Source organism: Fuerstiella marisgermanici, assembly GCF_001983935.1.
Lineage (GTDB): Bacteria > Planctomycetota > Planctomycetia > Planctomycetales > Planctomycetaceae > Fuerstiella > Fuerstiella marisgermanici.
On record NZ_CP017641.1, the window covers coordinates 8,543,643 to 8,565,425 of the forward strand.

The 21,783-nt window shown below is 56.2% G+C and carries 12 protein-coding genes; 5 read left to right on the forward strand and 7 right to left on the reverse strand.

Going from position 1 to position 21,783, the window contains the following annotated elements; translation table 11 throughout:
- The first annotated feature begins 241 nt into the window (after window positions 1-241).
- The 4 genes from Fuma_RS32355 to Fuma_RS32370 all read left to right on the forward strand — a co-directional run bounded on the left by Fuma_RS32355 (window position 242) and on the right by Fuma_RS32370 (window position 10,312).
- A complete protein-coding gene (locus tag Fuma_RS32355; protein WP_083732481.1) occupies window positions 242-2,692 on the forward strand; it encodes a DUF1553 domain-containing protein in 2,451 nt (816 codons plus the stop codon).
- Window positions 2,693-2,893: 201 nt separating this feature from the next.
- Entirely contained in the window at window positions 2,894-5,950 is a 3,057-nt protein-coding gene (locus Fuma_RS32360; RefSeq protein WP_077027754.1) for a hypothetical protein, read from the forward strand.
- Between the two features lie 133 nt (window positions 5,951-6,083).
- Window positions 6,084-8,990, forward strand: a complete 2,907-nt coding sequence (locus Fuma_RS32365; protein WP_077027755.1) for a WD40 domain-containing protein — start codon at window positions 6,084-6,086, stop codon at window positions 8,988-8,990.
- Window positions 8,991-9,046: 56 nt separating this feature from the next.
- On the forward strand, window positions 9,047-10,312 hold the full coding sequence (locus tag Fuma_RS32370; RefSeq protein ID WP_077027756.1) for a pyridoxal phosphate-dependent aminotransferase: 1,266 nt from the start codon (window positions 9,047-9,049) through the stop codon (window positions 10,310-10,312).
- 36 nt (window positions 10,313-10,348) lie between these two features.
- Here the strand turns inward: Fuma_RS32370 and glgB are convergent, their stop codons facing one another.
- The 4 genes from glgB to infA form a co-directional block, all read right to left on the reverse strand.
- Window positions 10,349-12,265, reverse strand: coding sequence for a 1,4-alpha-glucan branching protein GlgB (gene glgB / locus Fuma_RS32375; RefSeq protein ID WP_077027757.1), 1,917 nt, complete (start codon window positions 12,263-12,265; stop codon window positions 10,349-10,351).
- Window positions 12,266-12,845: 580 nt separating this feature from the next.
- Window positions 12,846-15,971 carry an ExeA family protein gene (locus Fuma_RS32385; protein ID WP_077027759.1) on the reverse strand — a complete coding sequence of 1,042 codons (3,126 nt, stop codon included), beginning with the start codon at window positions 15,969-15,971 and terminating at the stop codon, window positions 12,846-12,848.
- 255 nt (window positions 15,972-16,226) lie between these two features.
- Window positions 16,227-16,697 (reverse strand): ribonuclease HI, encoded by a 471-nt coding sequence (gene rnhA, locus Fuma_RS32390; RefSeq protein WP_077027760.1) that lies wholly within the window; start codon window positions 16,695-16,697, stop codon window positions 16,227-16,229.
- A gap of 53 nt (window positions 16,698-16,750) precedes the next feature.
- Window positions 16,751-16,969: a translation initiation factor IF-1 gene (gene infA / locus Fuma_RS32395; protein ID WP_077028696.1), complete on the reverse strand. Its 219-nt coding sequence runs from the start codon at window positions 16,967-16,969 to the stop codon at window positions 16,751-16,753.
- A gap of 247 nt (window positions 16,970-17,216) precedes the next feature.
- Between infA and Fuma_RS32400 the strand changes: the two genes are divergently transcribed.
- Window positions 17,217-18,566, forward strand: a complete 1,350-nt coding sequence (locus Fuma_RS32400) for an HD domain-containing protein (RefSeq protein ID WP_077027761.1) — start codon at window positions 17,217-17,219, stop codon at window positions 18,564-18,566.
- A 2-nt stretch (window positions 18,567-18,568) separates the two neighbouring features.
- On the opposite strand, the gene Fuma_RS32405 is transcribed toward Fuma_RS32400, so the two are convergent.
- The 3 genes from Fuma_RS32405 to fbaA all read right to left on the reverse strand — a co-directional run bounded on the left by Fuma_RS32405 (window position 18,569) and on the right by fbaA (window position 21,702).
- Complete coding sequence (locus tag Fuma_RS32405) at window positions 18,569-19,393, reverse strand: formylglycine-generating enzyme family protein (protein WP_077027762.1); 825 nt, start codon at window positions 19,391-19,393, stop codon at window positions 18,569-18,571.
- A gap of 377 nt (window positions 19,394-19,770) precedes the next feature.
- Complete coding sequence (locus Fuma_RS32415) at window positions 19,771-20,475, reverse strand: ion transporter (protein WP_077027764.1); 705 nt, start codon at window positions 20,473-20,475, stop codon at window positions 19,771-19,773.
- Between the two features lie 195 nt (window positions 20,476-20,670).
- Window positions 20,671-21,702 (reverse strand): class II fructose-bisphosphate aldolase, encoded by a 1,032-nt coding sequence (gene fbaA, locus Fuma_RS32420; protein WP_077027765.1) that lies wholly within the window; start codon window positions 21,700-21,702, stop codon window positions 20,671-20,673.
- Between the last annotated feature and the right edge of the window lie 81 nt (window positions 21,703-21,783).

Genomic DNA, 21,783 nt, shown 5'->3' on the forward strand with positions numbered 1-21,783 from the left:
CAATCAACAACACCCGCTCGCCAATCGCCTCGAAACGCACACAATTTTCCGGAAAAGTCAATCCAGATTGCCACGTTTTTGAAGCACTTTCCTTTCCACCCCCAGATGTCCCCGCCAGTGTCTTGACTCAGCCCGCCCAGCAAATACGCTTGGTAACAGAGAGTGCTCAATCTCTCTCACCCACCACCCCGCCCACCAGTTTCGGCACGACGTCGACACTTTCCCACCCGGAGTCGCATTCATGAAGATGCTCACCACCTGTATTTTGTTGTGCGCCTTTTTCGCTGCCGGTCCCGCACACGCCGCCAAGCCGTCTTTGTCGTTTGGCCCCGTCGAAGAATCGGGTGTTGTGCAGATTCGCAGCCGCGATACTCGCCAGCAGCTTTATGTGACATTCACCAGCGAAGGCGGTGAAGTCGACATTACTCGCGACGTCGCCTACAGCGTCCATCCTGAAGGTGTACTGCGAATCGATGAAACCGGCCTGGTCACTCCGATCGCCGACGGCGATGCCGTCATCAAAGCGACTCGCAACGACCAGTCCTGCGAAGTGAAAGTCAATGTCACCGGGTTCACCACGCCTTTGCCCATTAACTTCGGCAACAAGGTCGTACCCGTGTTTAGTAAACTGGGCTGCAACGGCGGTGGCTGTCACGGCAAGTCGGGTGGCCAGAACGGATTCCAGCTGTCGTTGCTGGGGTTTTACCCGGAAGACGATTACGAATTCCTTCGCAAAGAATCACGGGGCCGCCGAATCTTCCCGGCCGCTCCAGAACGCAGCCTGCTGCTGACTAAAGCCACTGGCATGGCTCCTCACGGCGGCGGCAAACGCATGGGAACCGACAGCTACGAATACCGAACGCTAGTGAGCTGGATCGAACAGGGCATGCCTTTCGGTGCCCCCGATGCACCGCACGTGACGGCGATTCAATGCTACCCTAAAGCTCGAGTCATGACGCAGAGCACCAATCAACAAATCAGCGTCATCGCCACTTACAGTGACGGCACAACCGAGGACGTCACTCGAATGGCGTTGTACGAACCTAACGACACGGAAATGGCCGAATGCAGCGAGACGGGACTTGTCACAACGCTCGAATTGGCCGGTGAAGTCGCCATCATGGCTCGCTATCAGGGACAGGTCAGTACCTTCCGAGCCACCATCCCTTTGGGTGCCGATACGTCTGAAATGCCCGAACCAGTCAACCTGGTCGACAACGCGGTCTTCGGAAAATTGAAGCTGCTGGGCATTCCCCCGTCGAAAGTGGCTGACGATGCCACTTTCCTGCGACGAGTTTCGTTGGACGTCACCGGAACTCTGCCAAGTGACGCGAAAGTTCGTGAATTCCTGGCCAGTACCGATCCGGCTAAGCGTGATAAGCTGATTGATGAACTCGTCGACAGCAGCGAGTACGCCGACCACTTCTCAAACAAGTGGAACTTTATTCTTCGCAACAAGAAGTCCAAAGGCGAAGACACGGCGGGCACGCACCTGTTCCATCAGTGGGTGTGGGACAGCATTTACGAGAACAAACCGTACGACCGATTCGTCCGCGAAATCATCACCGCCAGCGGTGAGCCCCTGGTGAACCCGGCCGTGAACTGGTATCGCGAAGTCGATCAGGTCGAAGAGCAAGTGGAAGACACGGCTCAGCTGTTTTTGGGCATCCGCATTCAGTGTGCACGGTGCCATCACCACCCATTCGAAAAGTGGAGTCAGAACGATTACTACAGTCTGGCTGCGTTCTACAACCGAGTTGGTAAGAAGGCGATTCCCGGCGTCGCCGCAGGCTTCCGCGATCGCCAGATTTTCCACAACGAAGGCGTCGCCACTGCAAAGAATCCTCGTTCCGGCGCAGCCCTGAAGCCAGCCGGTTTGGGTTCTGCTCCGCTGGATATTCCAGCTGAAGCCGATCCTCGTGTTCAACTGGCGGATTGGATGAGCGACCCGAAGAATCCATTCTTCGCGAAGTCACTCGTGAACCGCTATTGGAAGCACTTCTTTAATCGAGGCATCGTCGAACCGGAAGACGATATGCGAGAAACCAACCCGCCGTCGAATCCGGAATTGCTGGATGGTCTGGCCGATCGTTTCATCGCGAGCGGTTTCGACCTGAAGGATCTGGTCCGCACAATTTGTCGGTCCAAGACTTATCAGTTGAGTTCGCTGCCGAACGAATACAATGCCAGCGACAAACAAAACTTCAGTCGCTATTACCCTCGTCGCCTCAGCGCCGAAGCTCTGTACGACGGGTTCCACATGGTGACGATGACGTCAGAAAACTTCAGCGGCATGCCAGTCGGTACCAGAGCGATTCAGTTGGCGGACACGTCGACAGGGCCATATTTTCTGAAAGTGTTCGGCATGCCTCAGGGCGACACGGCCTGCGAGTGTGAACGAAGCCAGGACGCCAATCTCGCACAAAGTCTGCACCTGCTAAACAGTAAAGAAGTGCAGGACAAGATCTCCAAAAATGAAGCGCGAGCCGCCAAGCTGGCTGCAGAAACCACGCGTCCGCACACCGAACGAATGACCGAACTGTATCAGGTGGTCTTTGCCAGGAACCCACGACCGGACGAACTAGAGGTCGCAACCTCGTACATTGAGCGTCACAAAGATAACCCACGCATTGCGTACGAAGACATTCTTTGGGCGCTTATTAACACGAAAGAATTTCTGTTCAATCACTAATCGTACCGTTGCACGAAATCGCTTGGCTCGTCTGAGCCAAGCGCGTGCGCGCCTGAGTTCCCGCCCCACCTCGCCATCCCTGGCTCCCACCGATTCCAGCCCCACTCGCTGAACGCTGCCGTTCACGCTTGCCAAACAACACCATTCAGATTTCACTTACCACCAAGTCGATTACGTTCGACTCTGGAGTGTCAGGCTACCATGAAATACGTCGCCCTTGCCCTGCTTCTGACTGCCACTGCCCACGCACAACTGCCGCAAATTCGCATTACCAGCGTCTTTCCGGCGGGAGCTCAACGCGGCACGACTACCGACGTCACTGTCACGGCGGGCACTGACCTCGACGAAGCCAGCGAGCTGGTTTTCAACCATCCCGGTCTCAAGGCCACTGCCAAGCTCGACGGCAACGGCAATCCGATTGCGAATCAGTTTACTGTTTCGGTTGGTTCGGCCATTGAACCCGGCCTGTACGATGTGCGAACTCGTGGCCTGTTTGGCATTAGCAACCCGCGCATCTTTCGAGTCGACACGCTGCCTGAAGTTCAGGAAAAGGAACCCAACAACGCGGATGCGCAGGCTCAGGAAATCGCGATCAACACCATCGTTAACGCGCGATCCAACGGCGCAGCCGATGTTGACGTGTTTAAGGTCAGTGCCAAAGCGGGGCAAACGATCGTGATTCGTTCCGAAGCCGCCGTGCTGGATTCGCTGATGCAGCCAGTGCTGGAACTGTTTGATGACGAAGGCAACCGCGTTGCTCATTCACGGCGTCGCAAACAGCAGGATGCCGTGATCGTGCACACCAGCGCCAAAGACCAATCCCTGCTGCTGAAGATCCACGACACCGTCTACGGCGGCAGCAATGATTATGGTTATCGGATCAGCATTGATACTCGTCCTCTGGTCGACTTCGTTCAACCGCAGATTGTGCAGGCCGCGGCAGACGTGAACGTAACCGTATTCGGACGTCACATTCCCGACGGACAGCCGACGGAACTGACATTGGACGGAGCCCCGCTGCTGAAGAAGGAAGTTACCATCAAAACGCTTGATGCGAAACAACGCGGCGTCGGCACTGATTCTTCGGCGACAAGTATCGACAGCGTCCTCTGGTCCGGCATCGACGGGAACCTGGTACCTCTGGCTGTCCGTTCCGAAGCTGTGGCGACGATCATCGAAGCAGAAGTCGCTGAGGGGGCACAGTCCGTTTCGCTTCCGACTGCTATCGCGGGCAGCTTTGCTGCGGAGCTGGATGAAGACGCATACCGCTTTGAGGCGAAAAAAGGCGAACAGTGGCAGATCGACGTCCTGGCTCACCGCTTGGGAAACAACTCCGATCCACTGCTGGTTGTCGAACAAATCACCGTCGCCGAAGATAAGACCGAAACAGCCAAACGCCTGGCTCGGGAAGAAGACAACAAGCAGAATCCGGGCGGGGCCAACTTGCCGACGTTAACCAGCGATCCGTCGTTTCTACTGACCGCTCCGGAAGACGGACTTTACCAGGTGCGAATCAGAGATCGCTACGCCGCATCGCGAGGCAACCCGGCGCTGACGTACACAGTTTCGATTACCAAACCAACACCCGACTTTGAAGTGGTCGTATTCGAATCGCTTCCGTCTGCCGATGGCAAAGCTCCGCCAACCACCGGAGCCATCAGTCTTCGCAAAGGGGGCACGTACGAAGTTCCGGTTTATGCGTATCGAAGCGGCGGCCACAATGCAGACATCACGTTGCAAGTGGAAGGACTACCAGAAGGAATCACAGCGGCTCCCGCGAAAATCTCGGCCGGCCAGTCCTCCACGATGCTGGTGTTCACGGCTGCTGCGGCGGTGGGAGAAATCTTCGCTCCTGTAAAAATCGTCGGTACGTCGACCGGCGCTGAAAAAACAATCGAGCATACTGCGAAGATCACGACACTTGTCCACGTCGGAGCGAACGGGCTTCCTCGAACTGCTCGCGTTACCGGATCGCTGCTGGTCAGCGTAATGAAGGACGAAGAGCCATTCACAATCGAACCGGCGATCGCCGAAGCCACGGTGACTCAGGACCAGCAACTGCTGATTCCTGTCAAGGTAACTCGCCGAGCCGGTTTTGATGCGAAGGTTGACATCGCGTTCGTCGGCCAGCCGGGCAACGTCGACGTGCCAAAGCTCGCCATCGAAAAGGGCCAGGATTCAGCTGTGGCACGTTTCTTCTTCAAAGAAAACGCGGGCGTCGGTCCTGCCACGCTGCTGATGTATGCGACCGCCGCTGTACCGTACAGCCGCAATCCCTGGCAGCTGGAACGAGCCAAAGCCGACGTCGCTGCGGCTACTGAAAAACTGGCTGCCGAACAGAAGTCACTTGATGCATCGAAAGCCGCCGTCACGGCAGGTCAGGCAAAGGTGACCGAATTGGCCGCCATGCTTAAGACCTATGACACAGACTTGAAAGCGGTTCAGGCCGAACAAGCGAAAGTGCAGACCGAGCTGAAAACTGCCATCGCTGGCAAAGCCGAGGCCTCAAAGCAGCTACTGGCGTTGCAGGTGCAGCTGAACAAAGCGGCGGCCAACACCAACCCGGAAAACGAAGACCTGGATGCAGCCATCAAAGCTGTGCAGGACGCCACGTTGGCACTCACCGAAGCATCGAAACCAGTGGTCGCTCTGGTTGAAAAGATCAACGGCATCAATGCTCAGATTGCAGAGAAAACCAAGCTGGTCGATGCCAAAACGAAGCAAATCGCCGACGCCAACGCTGCCATGAAAACTCATCAGGATGCCGTTGCCAAAGCCACCGCGGCGGTCACGGCTGCCGAAGCCGCGTTAAAGGTTCACACGGCCGCAAAGGCGGCGGCCGATGCGGCAGCTAAGAAGGCAGAAGCTGCCGCCAAACCGAAGAATTTGAATGCACGGACCATTGCCACGCCGGTACAATTGCATGTGAATACGACTCCCGGAAAACTGGCAGCGGCCGTGCCGGGTGGTGGAGCGATCAAGAAGGGAGCGTCCATCGATGTGAAAGTCACTTTGACCAGAAAGAATAATTTCGCTGGTCCCGTCAAAGTGGCTTTGGCTTTGCCTGACGGTGTCACTTCTGTCGCGTCAACGACTGCCGAAATTCCGGCCGATCAGGCTGAAGCCACGATCAAGTTGACAGCCGCTGGCGACGCAACGCCTGCCGATATTGCCAACGCCGTCATCCGGGCCACGGCGGAATTCAACGGGCACGTCGCAAACTTTGACGTACCAGTGGCGTTGAAGGTGACGGAGTAGCACGTCCGGCATAGCTCTTGTCGCGAAAAGCCGCGAAGCGAAAACAGTACGTAGCCCGTGCATCGGCCCGGGGAATTGACCCAGACAAATCGTCCCGCCCCAGTGGGGTGTTATCAAACTGCGGAACAGGTTCATGAACTCAGATAATACAGCCCGCAAACTTGACTCCTCCGTCGCCAACTTCGGGCTTCGGTTTGGTGTTGCCAGCAGGTCCGCCGTGCCCCGCTCGGCGACGAACTGGCGCCAGTTTGTCGCGGTCGCCTTTGCGGTTTCCGCAGTGTTCAGTTTGCAGGCAACCTCCCGGGCGGACGAAGAAAAACCGATCACCCCGGCCGAAGTAAAACTCGGCCGGCCTGTGGATTTTGCCAAAGACATTGCCCCGATTCTCCAGGCCAACTGTGTCGCCTGTCATAACAAGGGGAAGACCGAAGGCGATCTGAATCTTGAAGGCACGGAGACTATTCTTAAGGGCAGCTCGTCCGGAGAAATTGTCGTGCCCGGCAAGCCTGACGAAAGTTACCTGTACAACGTGGCGGCTCGGAAGGAAGAAAGCTTCATGCCGCCGTACCCGAACCAGGTGCAGGCGAAGAAACTGACGCCGGAACAGCTTGGCCTTCTACGGCAGTGGATCATCGAAGGAGCGAAAGCTGGCGAATCTGCGACGTCCGCCGCCAACATGCAGTGGCAGCCAATCAACAACGACCTTACCGCCATCTACGCAGTCGATACCGATCCATTCGGACGATTTGTTGCTGCTGGTCGAGCTGGCACGGTCAGCATTTATGATCTGCTGGTCAAGGACAATGTCACGTCGCTGGTTGACCCGGCGTTGGTGGAGAAGAAGTCTCCATCTCAAATGGCTCATTTGGATTACGTGCATTCAATGGCCTTTCATCCGAACGGTCAGATGCTGGCCACGTCTGGATTCCAGGTCGTCAAACTGTGGGAGCGAGACACTTCGGATGTAACCGTTCAGGTCGCTTTGCCGAGCACCACGTCAGCAATGGTAACCAGTTCCGATGGAACTCTGGCGGCTGTACAGCAGGCTGACGGCGTGATCCGAGTCATCGATCTGGCTACTAATCAAGTCGTCAACGAACTTTCCGGCCATGCGGCTGACACGGCAACGTTGCTTGGTATTCACGGCCCTGAGCAGCAGTGGGTTTCAGTCGCCATCGCCGACACCGTTAAGCTGCTGAATCGCAGCGACAACGCCATCGCCGCTGCCAGCGAACCACTCGGTAGCAAGGCCGTCGATGCCGCTTTCATCGCTGCAGGCAACAAGCTGGTTGTGTTGCAGGAGGACGGCAGTCTGCGCCCGCTGGCCTTAGACGCAGAAAAGAAAACTTTGGCAGCTGCCGAGCCACTGAAGTCGGACAAAGGGGCCATCAAGCAACTGCGACTGGCTGAACCGATGCTCATGTGTCGCGTCGAAGGCAACGCCGTTGAGCTTCGTAAAACTGACACGTTGCAGCCAGCAGTTATCATTCAGTCCGGCACACCGAACGTGTCGTCAGCGATTTCTCCGAACGCAGAACGAGTTGCTACCGTCAGTCCTGACGGCGTCGCTGAGTTATGGAATGCGAAAGACGGAAAGCTGCTGGCCACTCTCAACACCGATTTGTCTGCTCAACGCACACTGGCCGCTCGCACAGCAGACAAAGCTGTCCGTGACGCTCGAGTGGCCGTTGTCAAAGGCCAGGTCACAGAAGATGAAAAGCGAGTCACTGAGCAGAAGGAATCTCTGAAGAAGGCCGAAGAGGAGATTAAAAAGACGACCGAAGCAGTCGCTGAACCAAAGAAGAAACTGGACGAAGCCGTTGCTAAAACAGCGGAAGCCAGGAAGGCATTGGAAGCCAAGAAGGACGACGAGGCTTTGAAGAAGGCTTTGGAAGCCGCCGAGAAAGCAGAAACGGCGGCAAAGGAAGCGTTGGCGAAGGCGGAAGGCGATGTCGAATCTGCGACAAAGAGCAAGACGCTGTCCGAGCAGGCCATCAAACGAGCTGAAGCGAAGGTCGCGGAACGTAAAACGCTGCTGGTCGCTGGTGAGGCCGAAGCCAAGGCAGCAACCGACGCTCACGCCGCTGCCACAGAGGAAGCTAAGAAAACTGTGGCGTCCCAGTTGGTTGCATTTGTTGCTAACGAACTGGTAGCCACCGTGGACAGTTCAGGGACGACTCGCCTGTGGAATGCAGCAGACGGTGCCGCCACCGATCTGTTGTCGGGAAGTCTGCCTGAAGCCGCTCAACCTGTGAATGTTGCCGGTGCGGCCAAAGCACTCGTCATGCAGCAGGCGGACGGAAAAGTCGCTCGCATCAATGCGTTTCCACAATGGAAGCTGGCGAAGGTTTTGGGGCCACAGGGGGACGGCAAGCCGTCTGCCTTTGTCGATCGAGTACTCACGCTTGCCTTTTCGCCAGACGGAGCGTTGCTAGCCGCTGGCGGTGGCGAAGCGTCTCGCAGCGGCGAACTGACTCTTTGGAATGTTGCCGACGGCAAGCTGGTCCGTACCTTCGAAGACGCTCACAGCGACACAGTTTACGGTTTAGACTTCAGTGCCGACGGGAAGTATCTGGCGTCTGCAGCAGCTGACAAGTTCGTAAAGGTCTTTGACATCGCGTCGGGCGAACACGTTCGCAGCTATGAAGGCCACACGCATCACGTGATGGATGTCAGTTGGAAAGGCGACGGCACAACGCTGGCCAGCGCCGGTGCCGACAATGCCATCAAAGTCTGGAACGCGGAAACCGGTGAGCAGACTCGCACGATCACCACTTATTCCAAGCCGGTGACGTCGCTTGATTTCATCGGCATGGAAGACGAATTCATCAGTTGCAGCGGTGACAAGCGAGTGTTCCGTCATCGAGCAGCCAATGGTGGTGCCGTTCGAGAGTTCAAGGGGTGCCCGGACTACGTTTACTGTTCGGCCACCACGGCTGATGGTTCTTTGGTGGCTGCCGGGTGCGAAGACGGTATCCTGAGAGTTTGGAACGGGAAAGACGGGAAGGAGCTTGCGACGTTTGCTCCTGCTACGAAGTAGCATATGCTGCGTGGCGTATATGTCTTACGCCATCGTCCTGAATTTCAACTGTGCCCATGACTGCCACGTTCAGTAGCTTTGCCAAGTCACTCACCGCTGAATCTGCGTTCACCGTGCTCGCGATCGCCAAGCAATTGAAGGCACGCGGGAAAGATGTGGTGGAACTGGAGATTGGCGACAGCCCCTTCAACAGTCCTCAGCCCGCCATCGCGGCCGGGTTGCAGGCGATTGAAGACAATGTGTCGCACTACTGTCCGTCGCCCGGCCTTCCGGAATTCCGCAAGGCTGCGGCAAAGTTTGTGAACGACGAATTTGGTATTCCGGCAGAGATGGAGAACATCGCTGTCGGTCCGGGGGCCAAAATCTTCGAACAGTTTTTCTGCGAAGCCTTCCTACAACCTGATGACGGCGTCCTGGTCTTCAGTCCTCACTTTCCTACCTACCCGCCGAATATCTATCGGCGAGGGGCAAGGATGGTGCTCAAGCCGCTGACTCAGGCCAATCAGTTTCGCCCGCAGCTGACAGACATCGAAGACTTTTTGAATAACGATCCGTCGCCAAAAGCCATCTTTCTGAACTCACCGCACAATCCCACTGGTGGTGTAACAACCGAAGACGACCTCAAGGCGATCGCGGACTTGATTCGCGGAAAAGACATCGCGGTCCTCAGCGACGAACCGTATTGCCACATGGTGTGGAATGGACGCCATCATTCGCTGGCTGCTCAGCCGGGCATGCTGGATCAATGTGTGGCGGCGTACACTTTCAGTAAGTCGTACAGCATGAGCGGCTGGAGGCTGGGCTTCTGCGTATCGTCGCCGGAAATCATCAAGTCTATAAGCCTGATGATTAACACTTCGGTGTCCTGCACGCCGCCGCTGGTCCAGCTGGCTGGAAAAGCGGCTTTGGAAAATGCTGCTACTGAACGTGACGACGTAATGAAGAAGTTCCACGCCAAGGTGGAACTACTCACCAACGGTCTGAACAAACTTGAAGGCTTTCGGACGCTGGAACCGACCGGTACTTTTTACGTGTTCACCGACGTCGCCGGCCTGTGCAATCGATTGGGGCTCACCAGTCACGGACTGGCTCTGTACCTGCTGGAAGGCGCAGACGATAATTTTGGCATCGCGTGTCTTGGTGGCGAATGCTTCGGTGATGCAGGGGCTGGTTTCCTGAGATTTAGCTGCGCTGAACCCGATGACCGAATTCAGCAGGCACTCGATTTCATACCGCAGGCCGTCAGCCAGGGCGATCGCATCGAAGCCTGGCTAAAGCAGAATGAGTCTTACCGCCTGAAGCAGCCTTATCCCGTGACGTAGGTTGGCATCAATCGTCCGGCAGAAATGCGGGACCGCCTACTTTAACTTCGGTGGTGTTGCTGCCGCAGCCTTCGGCGGGGCTGTGGGTTTCGCAGGCGCGGGCTCGCACAGAAAGATTGACATGCTTAACGGAGGCAGGCCGATTTCGATGCTGTTCTTGTAACCGTGTGCTTCCTTCGCTTCGCTTTTCACGCCGCCGATATTGCCTTGACCAGAACCGCCGTACCACTCTGCATCGGAATTCAGAATCTCTTTGTAGAACCCCGCCGCCGGAACGCCGATGCGATAGCTGGCTCGCGGCGCAGGCGTGAGATTGGCGATGGCCAAAATCTGCTGAGACTTGTCGACGGTCTGGCGAATAAACGCCAGCACGCAGTTTGTCGTGTCGTCGCCGACTACCCACGTAAATCCATCGGCACGAGTATCGCTGGCATGAAGAGCCGGGTATTCGCGATACATTCGGTTCAGATCGCAGACAAGTTTTCGCACGCCTTCGTGAGTATCAAACCCTCTAAGAACCCAGTCGATTTCGCCGTCGTGGTTCCATTCGTCCCACTGAGCGATCTCGTCACCCATAAACTGCAACTTCTTACCAGACGTCGCAAACTGGTAGCCGTACAGCAGTCTTAGGTTGGCGAACTTCTGCCACTCATCGCCCGACATCTGATCCAGCAATGATTTTTTGCCGTGCACAACTTCGTCATGCGACAGCGGCAGCATGAAATTCTCACTGAACGCGTAAACACCGCGGAACGTCAGGTCGTTTAGATGCCACGTGCGGTGCACAGGATCTCGCCGCATAAACCGCAGCGTGTCGTTCATCCAGCCCATGTCCCACTTCATTGTGAAACCAAGTCCGCCGCTGTACACCGGTCGGGACACGCCTGGCCACGCGGTGGATTCTTCGGCCACCGTCATGATGCCTGGGAATTCAGCATGCAGAACCGTATTGAAGTCGCGAAGGAAATCGATGGCTTCGAGGTTTTCGCGACCACCGTGCCGGTTGGGGATCCAGTCGTTCGATTCTCGCGAGTAGTCGAGGTACAGCATCGAAGCGACTGCGTCGACTCGCAAGCCGTCAAGATGGTAGACGTCACACCAGAATCGAGCGCTGGACAGCAGGAATTCAGTGACCTCGCGGCGACCATAGTTGAAGATCAGCGTGTTCCAATCCGGATGATACCCTTGGCGCGGATCGGCGTGTTCAAACAGATGAGTGCCATCGAACTGAGCCAGGCCGTGACCGTCTGTGGGGAAGTGGCCAGGCACCCAGTCCAGCAAAACACCGATGCCGTGCTGATGCAGATAGTTGACGAAATACTGGAAGTCCTGTGGCTTGCCAAAGCGGCTGGTCGGCGCGAAGTAGCCAGTCGTTTGGTAACCCCACGAACCATCAAACGGGTGTTCCGTGATTGGCATCAGTTGGACGTGAGTATAACCGGTCTCCAGAATGTATTCGGTCAGCAAATGAGCCAGCTCGCGATAGTTATGGAACCGTCGGCCGTCGCTCGGACACTTCCATGACCCCGGATGAACTTCGTACGCCGACACGGGCGCTTCCAGCCAGTTGGTGTTGTCTCGCTTCTGAATCCATTCCGAATCGTTCCACTGAAAGTCACGGAGGCTCCAAATGACAGACGCCGTGCCAGGCCGCATTTCGGCATAGAAGGCGTATGGATCCGCTTTCTCGATGATCTGGCCGTGGGTTGTTTTGATGGAATACTTGTAACGAGTCCCCGGGATGGCTCCCTTCACAACGCCCGACCACACGCCTGAGCTGCTGCCCGTCAAGCAGTCGCGACCATGAGTCCAGCCATTGCCATCGCTGACGACGGACACCTCAGTGGCATTGGGCGCCCAGACGGCGAAACGTACACCGCCGTCTACCAGGTGAGCTCCCAGATAGCGGTACAGCGTGGATCGATCGGCAGGTGCGTCAAATGTACTTTGCATGTTGTGTTGTACCGTGTGCATGGTGCCATCAGCGAGTTTAATGTTCACGTGTCGTGATCCTGTGTGATCGTACGAAGGCGCTATCGTCCGCTGGAATCATCTGTTTCGATATTGTCTAAACAAACCGCAACAGTGTCCATGCGATCGCAGTTTCCTTTCACAAGCGGGAAACAACCGAATGGTCGTTTTTCTGCGGATTTTCTTTCTGCGAGAAACCAAGCTGCGTGTCTCGAGACGTACTGTTGTACGGTAATTGGCGTCGGTGTTAAAACGTTGTGTACGACGAACGGCAGGACGTTTACTGTCAGCGTTCTGGTGTTTGCTGACAGCCGACGTTGCTGTCGTTGTGGAAAAATCACCTGCTGTAGATTGCCTGCCATTCGCAGTTGCCCCAGCTCAAAAACGCCACTGGGCGAAAATAGAAGTGAGCTGCGCTGGTGATCGAGGTGGGATTGGGAGCGAGGTGTGTGGCAGTGGTTGGAGCGAGGAACGAATGAAGCCCCGCGGGTTCATTCACTTCACTCAGTCCAGCCCCGGCCACACTCGAAGGAATCGTGCTCCCATCTGGACGCGAGGTTATTTAGTCGTTCTTGATACGCCGTAGTCGCGTGAAGAGGTCGCTGAATCGAGACCGGCCGGCCTTCTTTTTCGTCAGGGGCAAAACGTCGTTGTCGTCAGGCTCGCCGGATTCGTCGTCGAAGTCAGCCAGATCGTCAATCGATTCCAGTTCCGCCAGAGCCAGGTCATTCGTGAGTTCTGCAGCCTCATCGACGTCGTCATCAACATCGGCCGACACAACAGGAAACGCAACGCTCTCAGCCCCGGCCGCCATTCGCAGTTCTGTCGATTCTGATAACAGGCTAATCACGCGAGAACGCGCTTCCTGCAGCAGCTGCGGATGATAGATATGAGCGTCTTCGTTGACGTCCTCTGATTCCTGAATCGTTTCTCTTAACACCGCATCAAGCACTTCTTCGATCTCGAAGGAAGTCTTCCCGGCGAATGCTGACGGGCCATTTGGATCAGTGTTGTCGGGGGCAGGATAGCTCTCGAGGCGCGTTTGGATAAACGATTGCATGTGCCCCGGTCCATCATCCGACGCTCGGTTCGTTGGCGTATTGTCGAGATCTGCTTCGTTGTCCGCCTCGTCCGTTTCATAGTCGTTGACGTGACCAGAACGCAGCTCGCTTTCGCTGATGCGATCATCAGCCGTTGCGACGTCGTCCGTCTCGCAGTCGACCTCTGACAATGCATTCAGTACGTCACCTTCCACCCAGTCTGGCAGCGTGTGGGAATCCGACGGTGTGTCGGTGGCTGGCTCTTCCAGGTTTGCCGCATTGTCATCTTCATCGGGTGCACCCGCAGATTCTTCAAACATCTCCGAATGCAGCATTTCCTGAATCTGATCGATTGTCAGATCCGCATCGACATCGGGCATCAGCGGAAACGAATCGTATGGACTGGCAAACCGATCGGCATGGTCAGGCGTTGCCAGTTCAAGCTCGGGTGACACTTTCGTGTCGTACAAAGCCGGCCCGGCCGCATCGACCATTTCGTCAAGCTCGTCCAGTTGCTCATTGATCTGCGGTTCCAGGTCGATGACAGGAATGCTGCAGACCGGCGCGACTCCCGCGACCTCAGGCGGCCAGACTGCAGGCTGGTTCAGGACATCGACTGCTGTGTGCCGCATAACCTGGTCGGAAGAGACCGATCGGCCCAGTTCGCACCACGTATAGCGATCGAACACGGGATTGCTGTTGGCGCAACGCACTGAAGCAGCAGCATCGTTGAACAACGGCGTAGCTTCCGACGCAAAATCCTGTGTGCCGGCTGGTGCAAGTTCCTCATCCGAAAATTCATCGGCAGGGCCAAACTCATCGTCGTCGGTGAGCTCAGTGCTATGCTCGTTGTCGAGACCTGGCTCAACAGAAGATGTCGCTTCCTCAAGTTCGTCAGGATTGCCAACGGACTCCGCCGGCCATTCACCTGCGGGTTCCCACGGAGAAAATTCTCCCAGTTCGACCGTACCGTCGTTGGCATCGTCGGCGTCATTGGAAGATGCCAGCAGAAGATGGTGGCCGAGATTTGCAGGTTCCAGCGCCGGCCATTCGGAAGTTGCTTCTTCCGCTTCTGAGGCATCAAGTTCACTCGGTGAGTGTTCGAAGTCTAGTGCGTCATTCGATGGTTCGAAGGCTTCGCCGTCGAGCTCGTCCGATGGAAAGTCGCATTCCGGGTCACAGCTAACCGGTTCGTCATCCAATTCTGCGGCCGGCGTTTGAGTGTCGCAAAGACGCTGTAGGCGTGCGTCAAGATCGGCCACAACGTCGGTAAGATCCTCGTCGTCAACTTCTTCCGGTGCCTTGTCGGCTGCAGCGTCCGGAGGCGACAGGAACGGCTGGGAAAGGTCGAGTGATGTTGTTTCACCCACGACATAATCGACCACAGCTTCCGTGTCGTCGGGCACCTGCTTCGCGGCCGTTGGTTCCGCAACTTCGATGATTTCAACCGTGTCAGAAGTTTCAACGACCGCGTACTTCGTTGTCGGCGTTGTCGGCGTTGTCGGCGTTGTCGGCGTTGTCGGCGGCGGCGACTCTGGTTCTGGAGTGGTCACTTCGAGCGATTCGTCAGCGGTGGCAGGCGTCTGTGGCGTGGGCTGAGCCATGCCATGTTCCGCGCCGCCGCCGATTTCGATTACGCCGGGGGTGGCTGACACGAATCCTGACGTGGCCGTTGCGCTGTCAGCACCAAACTCCACAACCGACGATGAACCGTCCGAAGTGACCGAATGTTCAGTCGAAGGCTGATCGCTGACGGATTCCGTCGAGTCATATTCATCGTCGTCTTCGACGCTGTCCGGTGCGGCGTTCCAGGCGATCGGCAAATGCTGCAATCGTGACAGCGCGTGATTCACGACGTCAGTGGTGACTCGGTCCTGATCGGTCTCTTCGCACACCATCAGGGACTCGTCGGCCAGCAGATTCAGACAGCGTGGAATGCCATCGGCGGCCGCCACGATTTTCTCGACAGCTGCTGTGTCAAAGACATCTGCCAGCGCCCCGCCGGCAACGCTCATTTCGTGCTTCAGATATTGCACAGATTCGGTGGAACGCAGCGGTTGTAAAAACACGTGCGTGCGAATCTTCTGAGCAAAGTCGTTCATGTCCGATTGCGCCAGAACTTCTTCCAGCACGAGCGGTCCGGCAATCAGCAGTCTCAGCAGTTTGTGCCCCTGGTTTTCTTCTTCCAGCAGCGCACGCAGTTCTGCGAAGACTTCTGACTGCATCATGTGTGCGTCGTCCACCAGAACGATCAGAGGCCCCCAGAAATCGGAGACTCGCTGCAGGCGTTCGACCACATCCCATCGCCGTACGACGCTCGCTCCCGCCGAACGCTCCTTCGCTGCGGCGGATTCTGCCTTTAGAAGTCGTCGGTGCAGCCCGTACAACAGTTCGTCGGCCGTTCTTGCGGTTCCGCCGCGCAGGAACATGACCTGGCTGTCTGACTCAAGCACGCGGCGAACGGTTTCCAGGCTGACGCTTTTTCCAACGCCGGCTGGACCTGTCAAAACGGCGACGCCCAGATCGGAGCGCAGCGCATGCAAAATCAGCGGCGAAATTTCTTCGAAAGCCTGTGAGCGGAAGAAGTCGCCATCGTGCAGAACTGACTGAAACGGTTTTCGATGCAGACTAAAGCGTTTCTGATACATCCGTGTTTCCGTCTGTGGACCTCAGAGGTTTCGGCAATCCCTGCCGATTCATCAACGCGCAGGTGTTCTCAAAGCGCATTGTTCCACGGGCAACATCGAACATTGCAACCAGAATCTTGAGTACATCCGTTCGCGGCGGAATAGTCTGCCGGGACTTATCCCGCCGGCTCCCTGGTTACCTTAAAGCCGATTTTCGGCGCGGGGAATGGTGTGAGCGGCAGCTCAATCAGCTGAGGCGGCTGCCCTGTTGGAGGCTCAACGAGCGGCTTCGGCGGCTGCGACGGCTAATTCGTCGCATCGTTCGTTTTCCGGGTGCCCGGAATGGCCCTTCACCACGGTGAAGGTGACCTGGTGTTTGCCAAGCAATCCATCCAGTTGCTGCCAGTACTCGACATTCAGAACCGGCTTTAGCTGCTTGCCGACTTTGCGGCGCCAGCCATTCTTCTTCCAGCCATGCCGCCAGGTTTCACACCCCTGCGACACATACGTGCTGTCGGTGATGACTTCGACTCGACTGCGGCGGGAGAGCTGCTTTAAGCCCTCGATCACGGCCTGCAATTCCATGCGGTTGTTGGTGGTTTCGCGATCCCCACCGCTGAATTCTTTTTCGGTGCCGCTGGCAGGATGGCGCAAAATACAGGCCCACCCGCCGGGCCCGGGATTTCCACGACAGGCTCCGTCTGTGAAAATGCGAACAAAAGGCAACGGGGCTGCGGAATCAGTCATCGCAGGCGGGGCTTTATGGCAGGCGGTCTACGAACGGTGCGGACAACGTCCGACTACCGCTCTCGATAAACGATACGGCCACGGTTGAGGTCGTAGGGTGAAACCTCGACCACCACGCGATCGCCTGGCACGATTCGAATAAAGTGCTTGCGCATTTTACCGGCCACGTGAGCCATGACTTCATGCCCGTTTTCGAGTTCGACTCGAAACTGTGTGTTGGCCAACGCTTCGGTCACGCTGCCTTCAACCTGAATTGCTTCTTCTTTCGCCATTCTGTGAACGCTTCTTCTTACCTGTTCCTTTTGAACAATGATGCCAGACGGAAATGTCAGACGTTCCAACAATCACCACATCACCGGATCTCACGAAATCTGTGTTTCCGAGTGTGGATGCCGCAGCCATGAGTAGCGTAATAGTTACACTCCGTCGTCAGAAACTCAAGACGGAATTCAATTTACGGCGGAACAACCGAGCGAATTCCCGGAATCTGAACACGGCCGAACTCGGGCAGCAGGCGTTATGCACCCCTATTTCAATATTCCCGAACTTTCCGGCACCGGCCTGGACGACGGCGTTGTTCGAGTCCCCGTGGAGCAGGATATCCCGTTCAGCCGCCGCGTCCGAGCGATCGTGGACACGGCCGAATTCCAACGACTCCGGCAGGTAACGCAGCTCGCGCTGACCTCAAGAGTTTATCCGGGGGCCATTCATAACCGGTTCGAACACGCTCTGGGCGTCTATCACAACGCACTGCAATACCTTTGGCAGCTCGGCAAAGACCCTCGTTTTGCAGACGTCGTATCGCCGCACGAAGCCGAAGTGCTGATCGCGGCGGCTTTGTTACACGACATTGGGCACTGGCCCTTTTGTCACCCGATTGAAGACCTTGATCTGGAAGAAATGCCGCCGCACGAAGTCTTCGCAGCGGAATTTCTGGGGCCGGATAACGAGCTGTCGAATGTCCTGCGGCGTGATTGGAAGATCGAACCGGAGGAAGTCATCGAAGTGCTGACGGGAAAATCGTCGAATTCCAGCCTCAAGCTCCGTCAGTCGATTTTGTCCGGCCCGATTGACATCGACAAGATGGATTACCTCAATCGCGACAGTCAGCACTGCGGCGTTCCCTATGGCCGCAACTTCGACCGTCAGCGGCTGATCAGCTCACTTGTTCCCAACGAAGCGGCCGACGGGCTTGCGATCACGTCGAAGGGCAAGACGGCAGCCGAAATGATGGTGTTCGCTCGGTACGTCATGTTCAGCGAAGTCTACTGGCACCACGCCGTCAGATCCGCGACGACGATGTTTGCCCGAGCGTTCTACGAAGTGCGTTCTTCCTTAGACCTGGCAGACGTGTTTCGCATGACGGAACCCGACATGATCGTGGCGATCTGTACAGCGGCCGTCGGGCAGCCCGCGCAAAGTCTGACCGACGGACTGTTTGGAGCTCATCGCCGACTGCACAAACGACTGGCGGAATACAGTCTTCACCAGCGTCCGGATCTGTTTCATGCTTTGCGTCAGATGCCCTACCGACAGTTGGTACGATGCTCAAATCACCTGGCAACCGCCGTCGGCGACCGACTTGGCATGTCCGTCAGGCCCGTGGACCTGTTAATCGATGCGCCGCCTCTTCACCGGGAAGTCGAATTCAAAGTCGACATTTTTTATCCGCATGAAAACGTCTATCGCCCGTTAAGGTCGGTGTCGCCGATTGTGGAAGCGATGTCGAATACCACGTTTGACGATTGTGTAAAACGCGTCCGCATCTGCGTGGCTGGGGGCGTGATGTCAGTCGCCACGACAGTTCCCGTGGACGAGATCGACAATCTTGTTGCGGAATCGATCAGCCTCTGTGCGAGTCACAGCTGACGTCACTTCGCGGCAACGGCGATCACGCATCGAAAACCAATCGCATCGTCTTTGTCGTCGCCTGCAATCGGTTTGAATGTAGAGCACGTTAACAGCGAATGATGGTCTTTCCACGAACCGCCTCGGATCTGCCGCTGCGTTTTTGTGTCGTCCGGAGTGGAAACGAACTCCCACAAATAGCCGTGAACGTCGCACAGGCCCCAAGCGTTCGGTTTTAAAACGCCTACAGCCGGATCGTTCCCGGCAGCGTTGCCGGTGTGCCATGCGTATTCGTCCAGAGTCCCGGTCGGGGAATCGCCTGCCGCAACAGTATCGCCAAAACAGTAGCGAGACTTCGAACCGGCTCGACAACAGTATTCCCATTCCACAGCTGTGGGCAGCCTGACGACTTCCGTTGCTATAATCAACTTCTTCGCCCGCAACTGCTGGGTCAGCTTGTTGCAGAAAGTCTGAGCGTCATTCCATGTGACGTTTTCCACTGAATTGCGCGGCCCCTGCCAGCGACTGGGATTTGACTTTTGAATGGCTTGGTACAACTCCTGAGTCGTCTCGTACTTTGAGATCCTGAAATCATGTTTTAGCGTCGCTTTCTGCCGGGCAAGTTCAAGTTTACCAGGTGTGGCTTCCCCAACTTCAAACTCGCGAGGGAACCTGTCCGATCCCGGCGCGATCGCCACGCACTCGTCGACAAATCGCTTCAGCATCTCATCCACAGACTCCGACGGCACGGCCGTTGGTCGGTCTTTGTCGGTCGCCGGTTGAGCGACCGCGAGTGCATTTGTTGAAACGATGAGCGTGAATGCAGCCAATCGAAGTATGTAAGTCATGTATAAACGCCTGAAAATCTGTGTGAGCAGTGATTCGAAGGGGGGGCGTTGCACGCCGACTTTGTGTCGTGTAGCCCTTGGTCTTGAACGACATAGGCTTTGTGCTGGTTGCTCACCCCGGTTTTACCAGCGGTTTCCAGCACGTTTCGGGGGGTGATCGTTGTTGTTTCTGAATTGATTTGAGTAACGGAACTCGCGAACTTTATCGTATTTCTCAATCTTTGCGGCAACAACAATGAGTTGAGGAACCTTAGTCGGCAATTCAACGGGTTCAAACGATACGGCGTAGAATTCAAGCCACCTGCGTTCGTAAGCGTCTGCCGAATCGATGTCAAATGGCAGAACCGCGAAACGGACATTGCAAGGCAAAGAAGTCGCTATTCGGTCTCCATGTCCCGCGCTTTCGACAGCGCGGAAGCAAGTAGTCCCGCTGGCACTGACACAACACCCAGGCCGATAAGCAGGATTGCAAAAGTGAAGATCCGGCCGCCAACCGTGACTGGGCAAACGTCACCGTAACCGACAGTCGTTAGTGTTGCGACTGCCCACCACAGGCCATGGAACACCGAAGCGAATGTGTCTGGTTGAGCTTCATGTTCAAAGTGGTAGATGCCGACGGCTGCGAGGTAGAGCAGAATCATTGTGACAAACAGAAACAGGACAAGTTCTTCACGGGCTATCAGAAAAGCACGATGAAACCGTTGCATTGCTTTGCTGTATCGAACAAGTTTGAACATCCGAAAAAGTCGCAACAGACGAAATGCTCGAACGGAGCGTAAGTCGATTCCGAGAGACAGGTAGAACGGCACGATAGCGAGAAAGTCGATGATGCCAAAGAAGCTGGTGGCGAACGCGAGTTTCTTGTCAGCAACGCAGAGCCTGACAATGTATTCGATCGTAAAGACGGCAACTGTGACGACCTCAAAGACGGAGAGGTAGTGTTCCCAATTAGGGCTTAGGTTGGGAAGCGTCTCAACGCTGAATGAAATAAGCGACAGGACAATGAGCGACTGGATGCAGAGGTCAAAAAAGCGGCCAGTCGCCGTGTCTGAGCGTTCGACGAAATCCTTTATCCTGGGCATTGATGTTGAGGCTTGCTGGTATTGGAGTTGCCGTACCGGTCTGCAGTTAGAGACACCAACGTGTTCGAAGGTATCGTTGCATGATAACAGGCACCTCACGTCCGCTTGAAGGGCTCAGTGACCAAACGACAGAAGCCCGGCCTTTTGGAAAGGCCGGGCTTCTTTTGGGTTGTCATGCGACCCGTCGGCTGCAGGTTATACCTTGCCGAAGATGCTGTTACCGGTGCTCTTCAGTTCGTCGCAGGCTCGCTGCAGGCGAGTTGCTACGCCGGCTTCGCCGAGCTTCAGGTAAGTGCGAGGGTCGTAGGATTTCTTCGCTCCGATTTCGCCGTCGATCATCATCACTTCGTCGTACTTCTTGAGGATGTGATCAGCGATTGGGCGAGTGAAGGCGTACTGCGTGTCGGTGTCGATATTCATCTTCACGACGCCGTAGTCCAGAGTTTCCTGCAATTGTGCCTTAGGCGTTCCCGATCCGCCGTGGAAGACGAGATCGAATTCTGCGGCGGCCCCGTGTTTATCCGTGACGGCCTTCTGGCCATCGCGAAGGATCTCCGGTCGCAGTTTCACAGCACCCGGCTTGTAGTGACCGTGAACGTTGCCGAACGTGGCGGCGAACATGAAGCGACCGAGGCCATTCAAGGCTTCGTACACCTGTACCATGTCTTCCGGAGACGTGTACAGTTTGTCGGCTGGCATGTCCGAATGATCGATTCCGTCTTCTTCACCACCAACCACGCCCGCTTCGACTTCCAGAATGATGTCGTTGGCGGCACACAGTTTCAGCAGTTCAACGCTTTCTGCGATGTTTTGATCCAGTGGCAATTCTGAACCGTCGTACATGTGCGACTGGAACAGGTTCCCGTTTCCTGCGGCTCGACGAGCGGCGGTGGCTTCGATGAGTGGCTTCAGGAAGGTATCCACTTTCTTTGGCTGGCAGTGGTCCGTGTGCAGACCGATCAGCACGTCGTACTTTTCGGCCAGTCGGTGAGCCGCTTCAGCCAGCACGATTGTGCCGTGAACTGCATCTTTGACATTCAGGCCGGAGGCGAATTCGCCAGCACCGGTGGAGAACTGAATGATCCCGTCTGACTTGGCGTCTGCAAACGCCTTCAACGCGGCGTTGATAGTCACGATGGAAGTAACGTTGATTCCTGGATAGGCGTAGCCTCCCTGTTGTGCTGCGTCCAGCATCTTTCCGTATTGTTCGGGAGTTGCGATTGGCATCGTTCGATTGTCCTTCGGGATTGAAATCTGTTGAAAACAGCCTGCGGCGAAGATGCCGGTCGAGGCTAGCCCGGCTCGGCA

Coding starts and splice junctions, on each gene's coding strand:
- Fuma_RS32355 (WP_083732481.1), top strand. CDS start 242: ATGAAGATGCTCACCACCTGTATTTTGTTGTGCGCCTTTTTCGCTGCC.
- Fuma_RS32360 (WP_077027754.1), top strand. CDS start 2,894: ATGAAATACGTCGCCCTTGCCCTGCTTCTGACTGCCACTGCCCACGCA.
- Fuma_RS32365 (WP_077027755.1), top strand. CDS start 6,084: ATGAACTCAGATAATACAGCCCGCAAACTTGACTCCTCCGTCGCCAAC.
- Fuma_RS32370 (WP_077027756.1), top strand. CDS start 9,047: ATGACTGCCACGTTCAGTAGCTTTGCCAAGTCACTCACCGCTGAATCT.
- glgB (WP_077027757.1), bottom strand. CDS start 12,265: ATGCAAAGTACATTTGACGCACCTGCCGATCGATCCACGCTGTACCGC.
- Fuma_RS32385 (WP_077027759.1), bottom strand. CDS start 15,971: ATGTATCAGAAACGCTTTAGTCTGCATCGAAAACCGTTTCAGTCAGTT.
- rnhA (WP_077027760.1), bottom strand. CDS start 16,697: ATGACTGATTCCGCAGCCCCGTTGCCTTTTGTTCGCATTTTCACAGAC.
- infA (WP_077028696.1), bottom strand. CDS start 16,969: ATGGCGAAAGAAGAAGCAATTCAGGTTGAAGGCAGCGTGACCGAAGCG.
- Fuma_RS32400 (WP_077027761.1), top strand. CDS start 17,217: ATGCACCCCTATTTCAATATTCCCGAACTTTCCGGCACCGGCCTGGAC.
- Fuma_RS32405 (WP_077027762.1), bottom strand. CDS start 19,393: ATGACTTACATACTTCGATTGGCTGCATTCACGCTCATCGTTTCAACA.
- Fuma_RS32415 (WP_077027764.1), bottom strand. CDS start 20,475: ATGCCCAGGATAAAGGATTTCGTCGAACGCTCAGACACGGCGACTGGC.
- fbaA (WP_077027765.1), bottom strand. CDS start 21,702: ATGCCAATCGCAACTCCCGAACAATACGGAAAGATGCTGGACGCAGCA.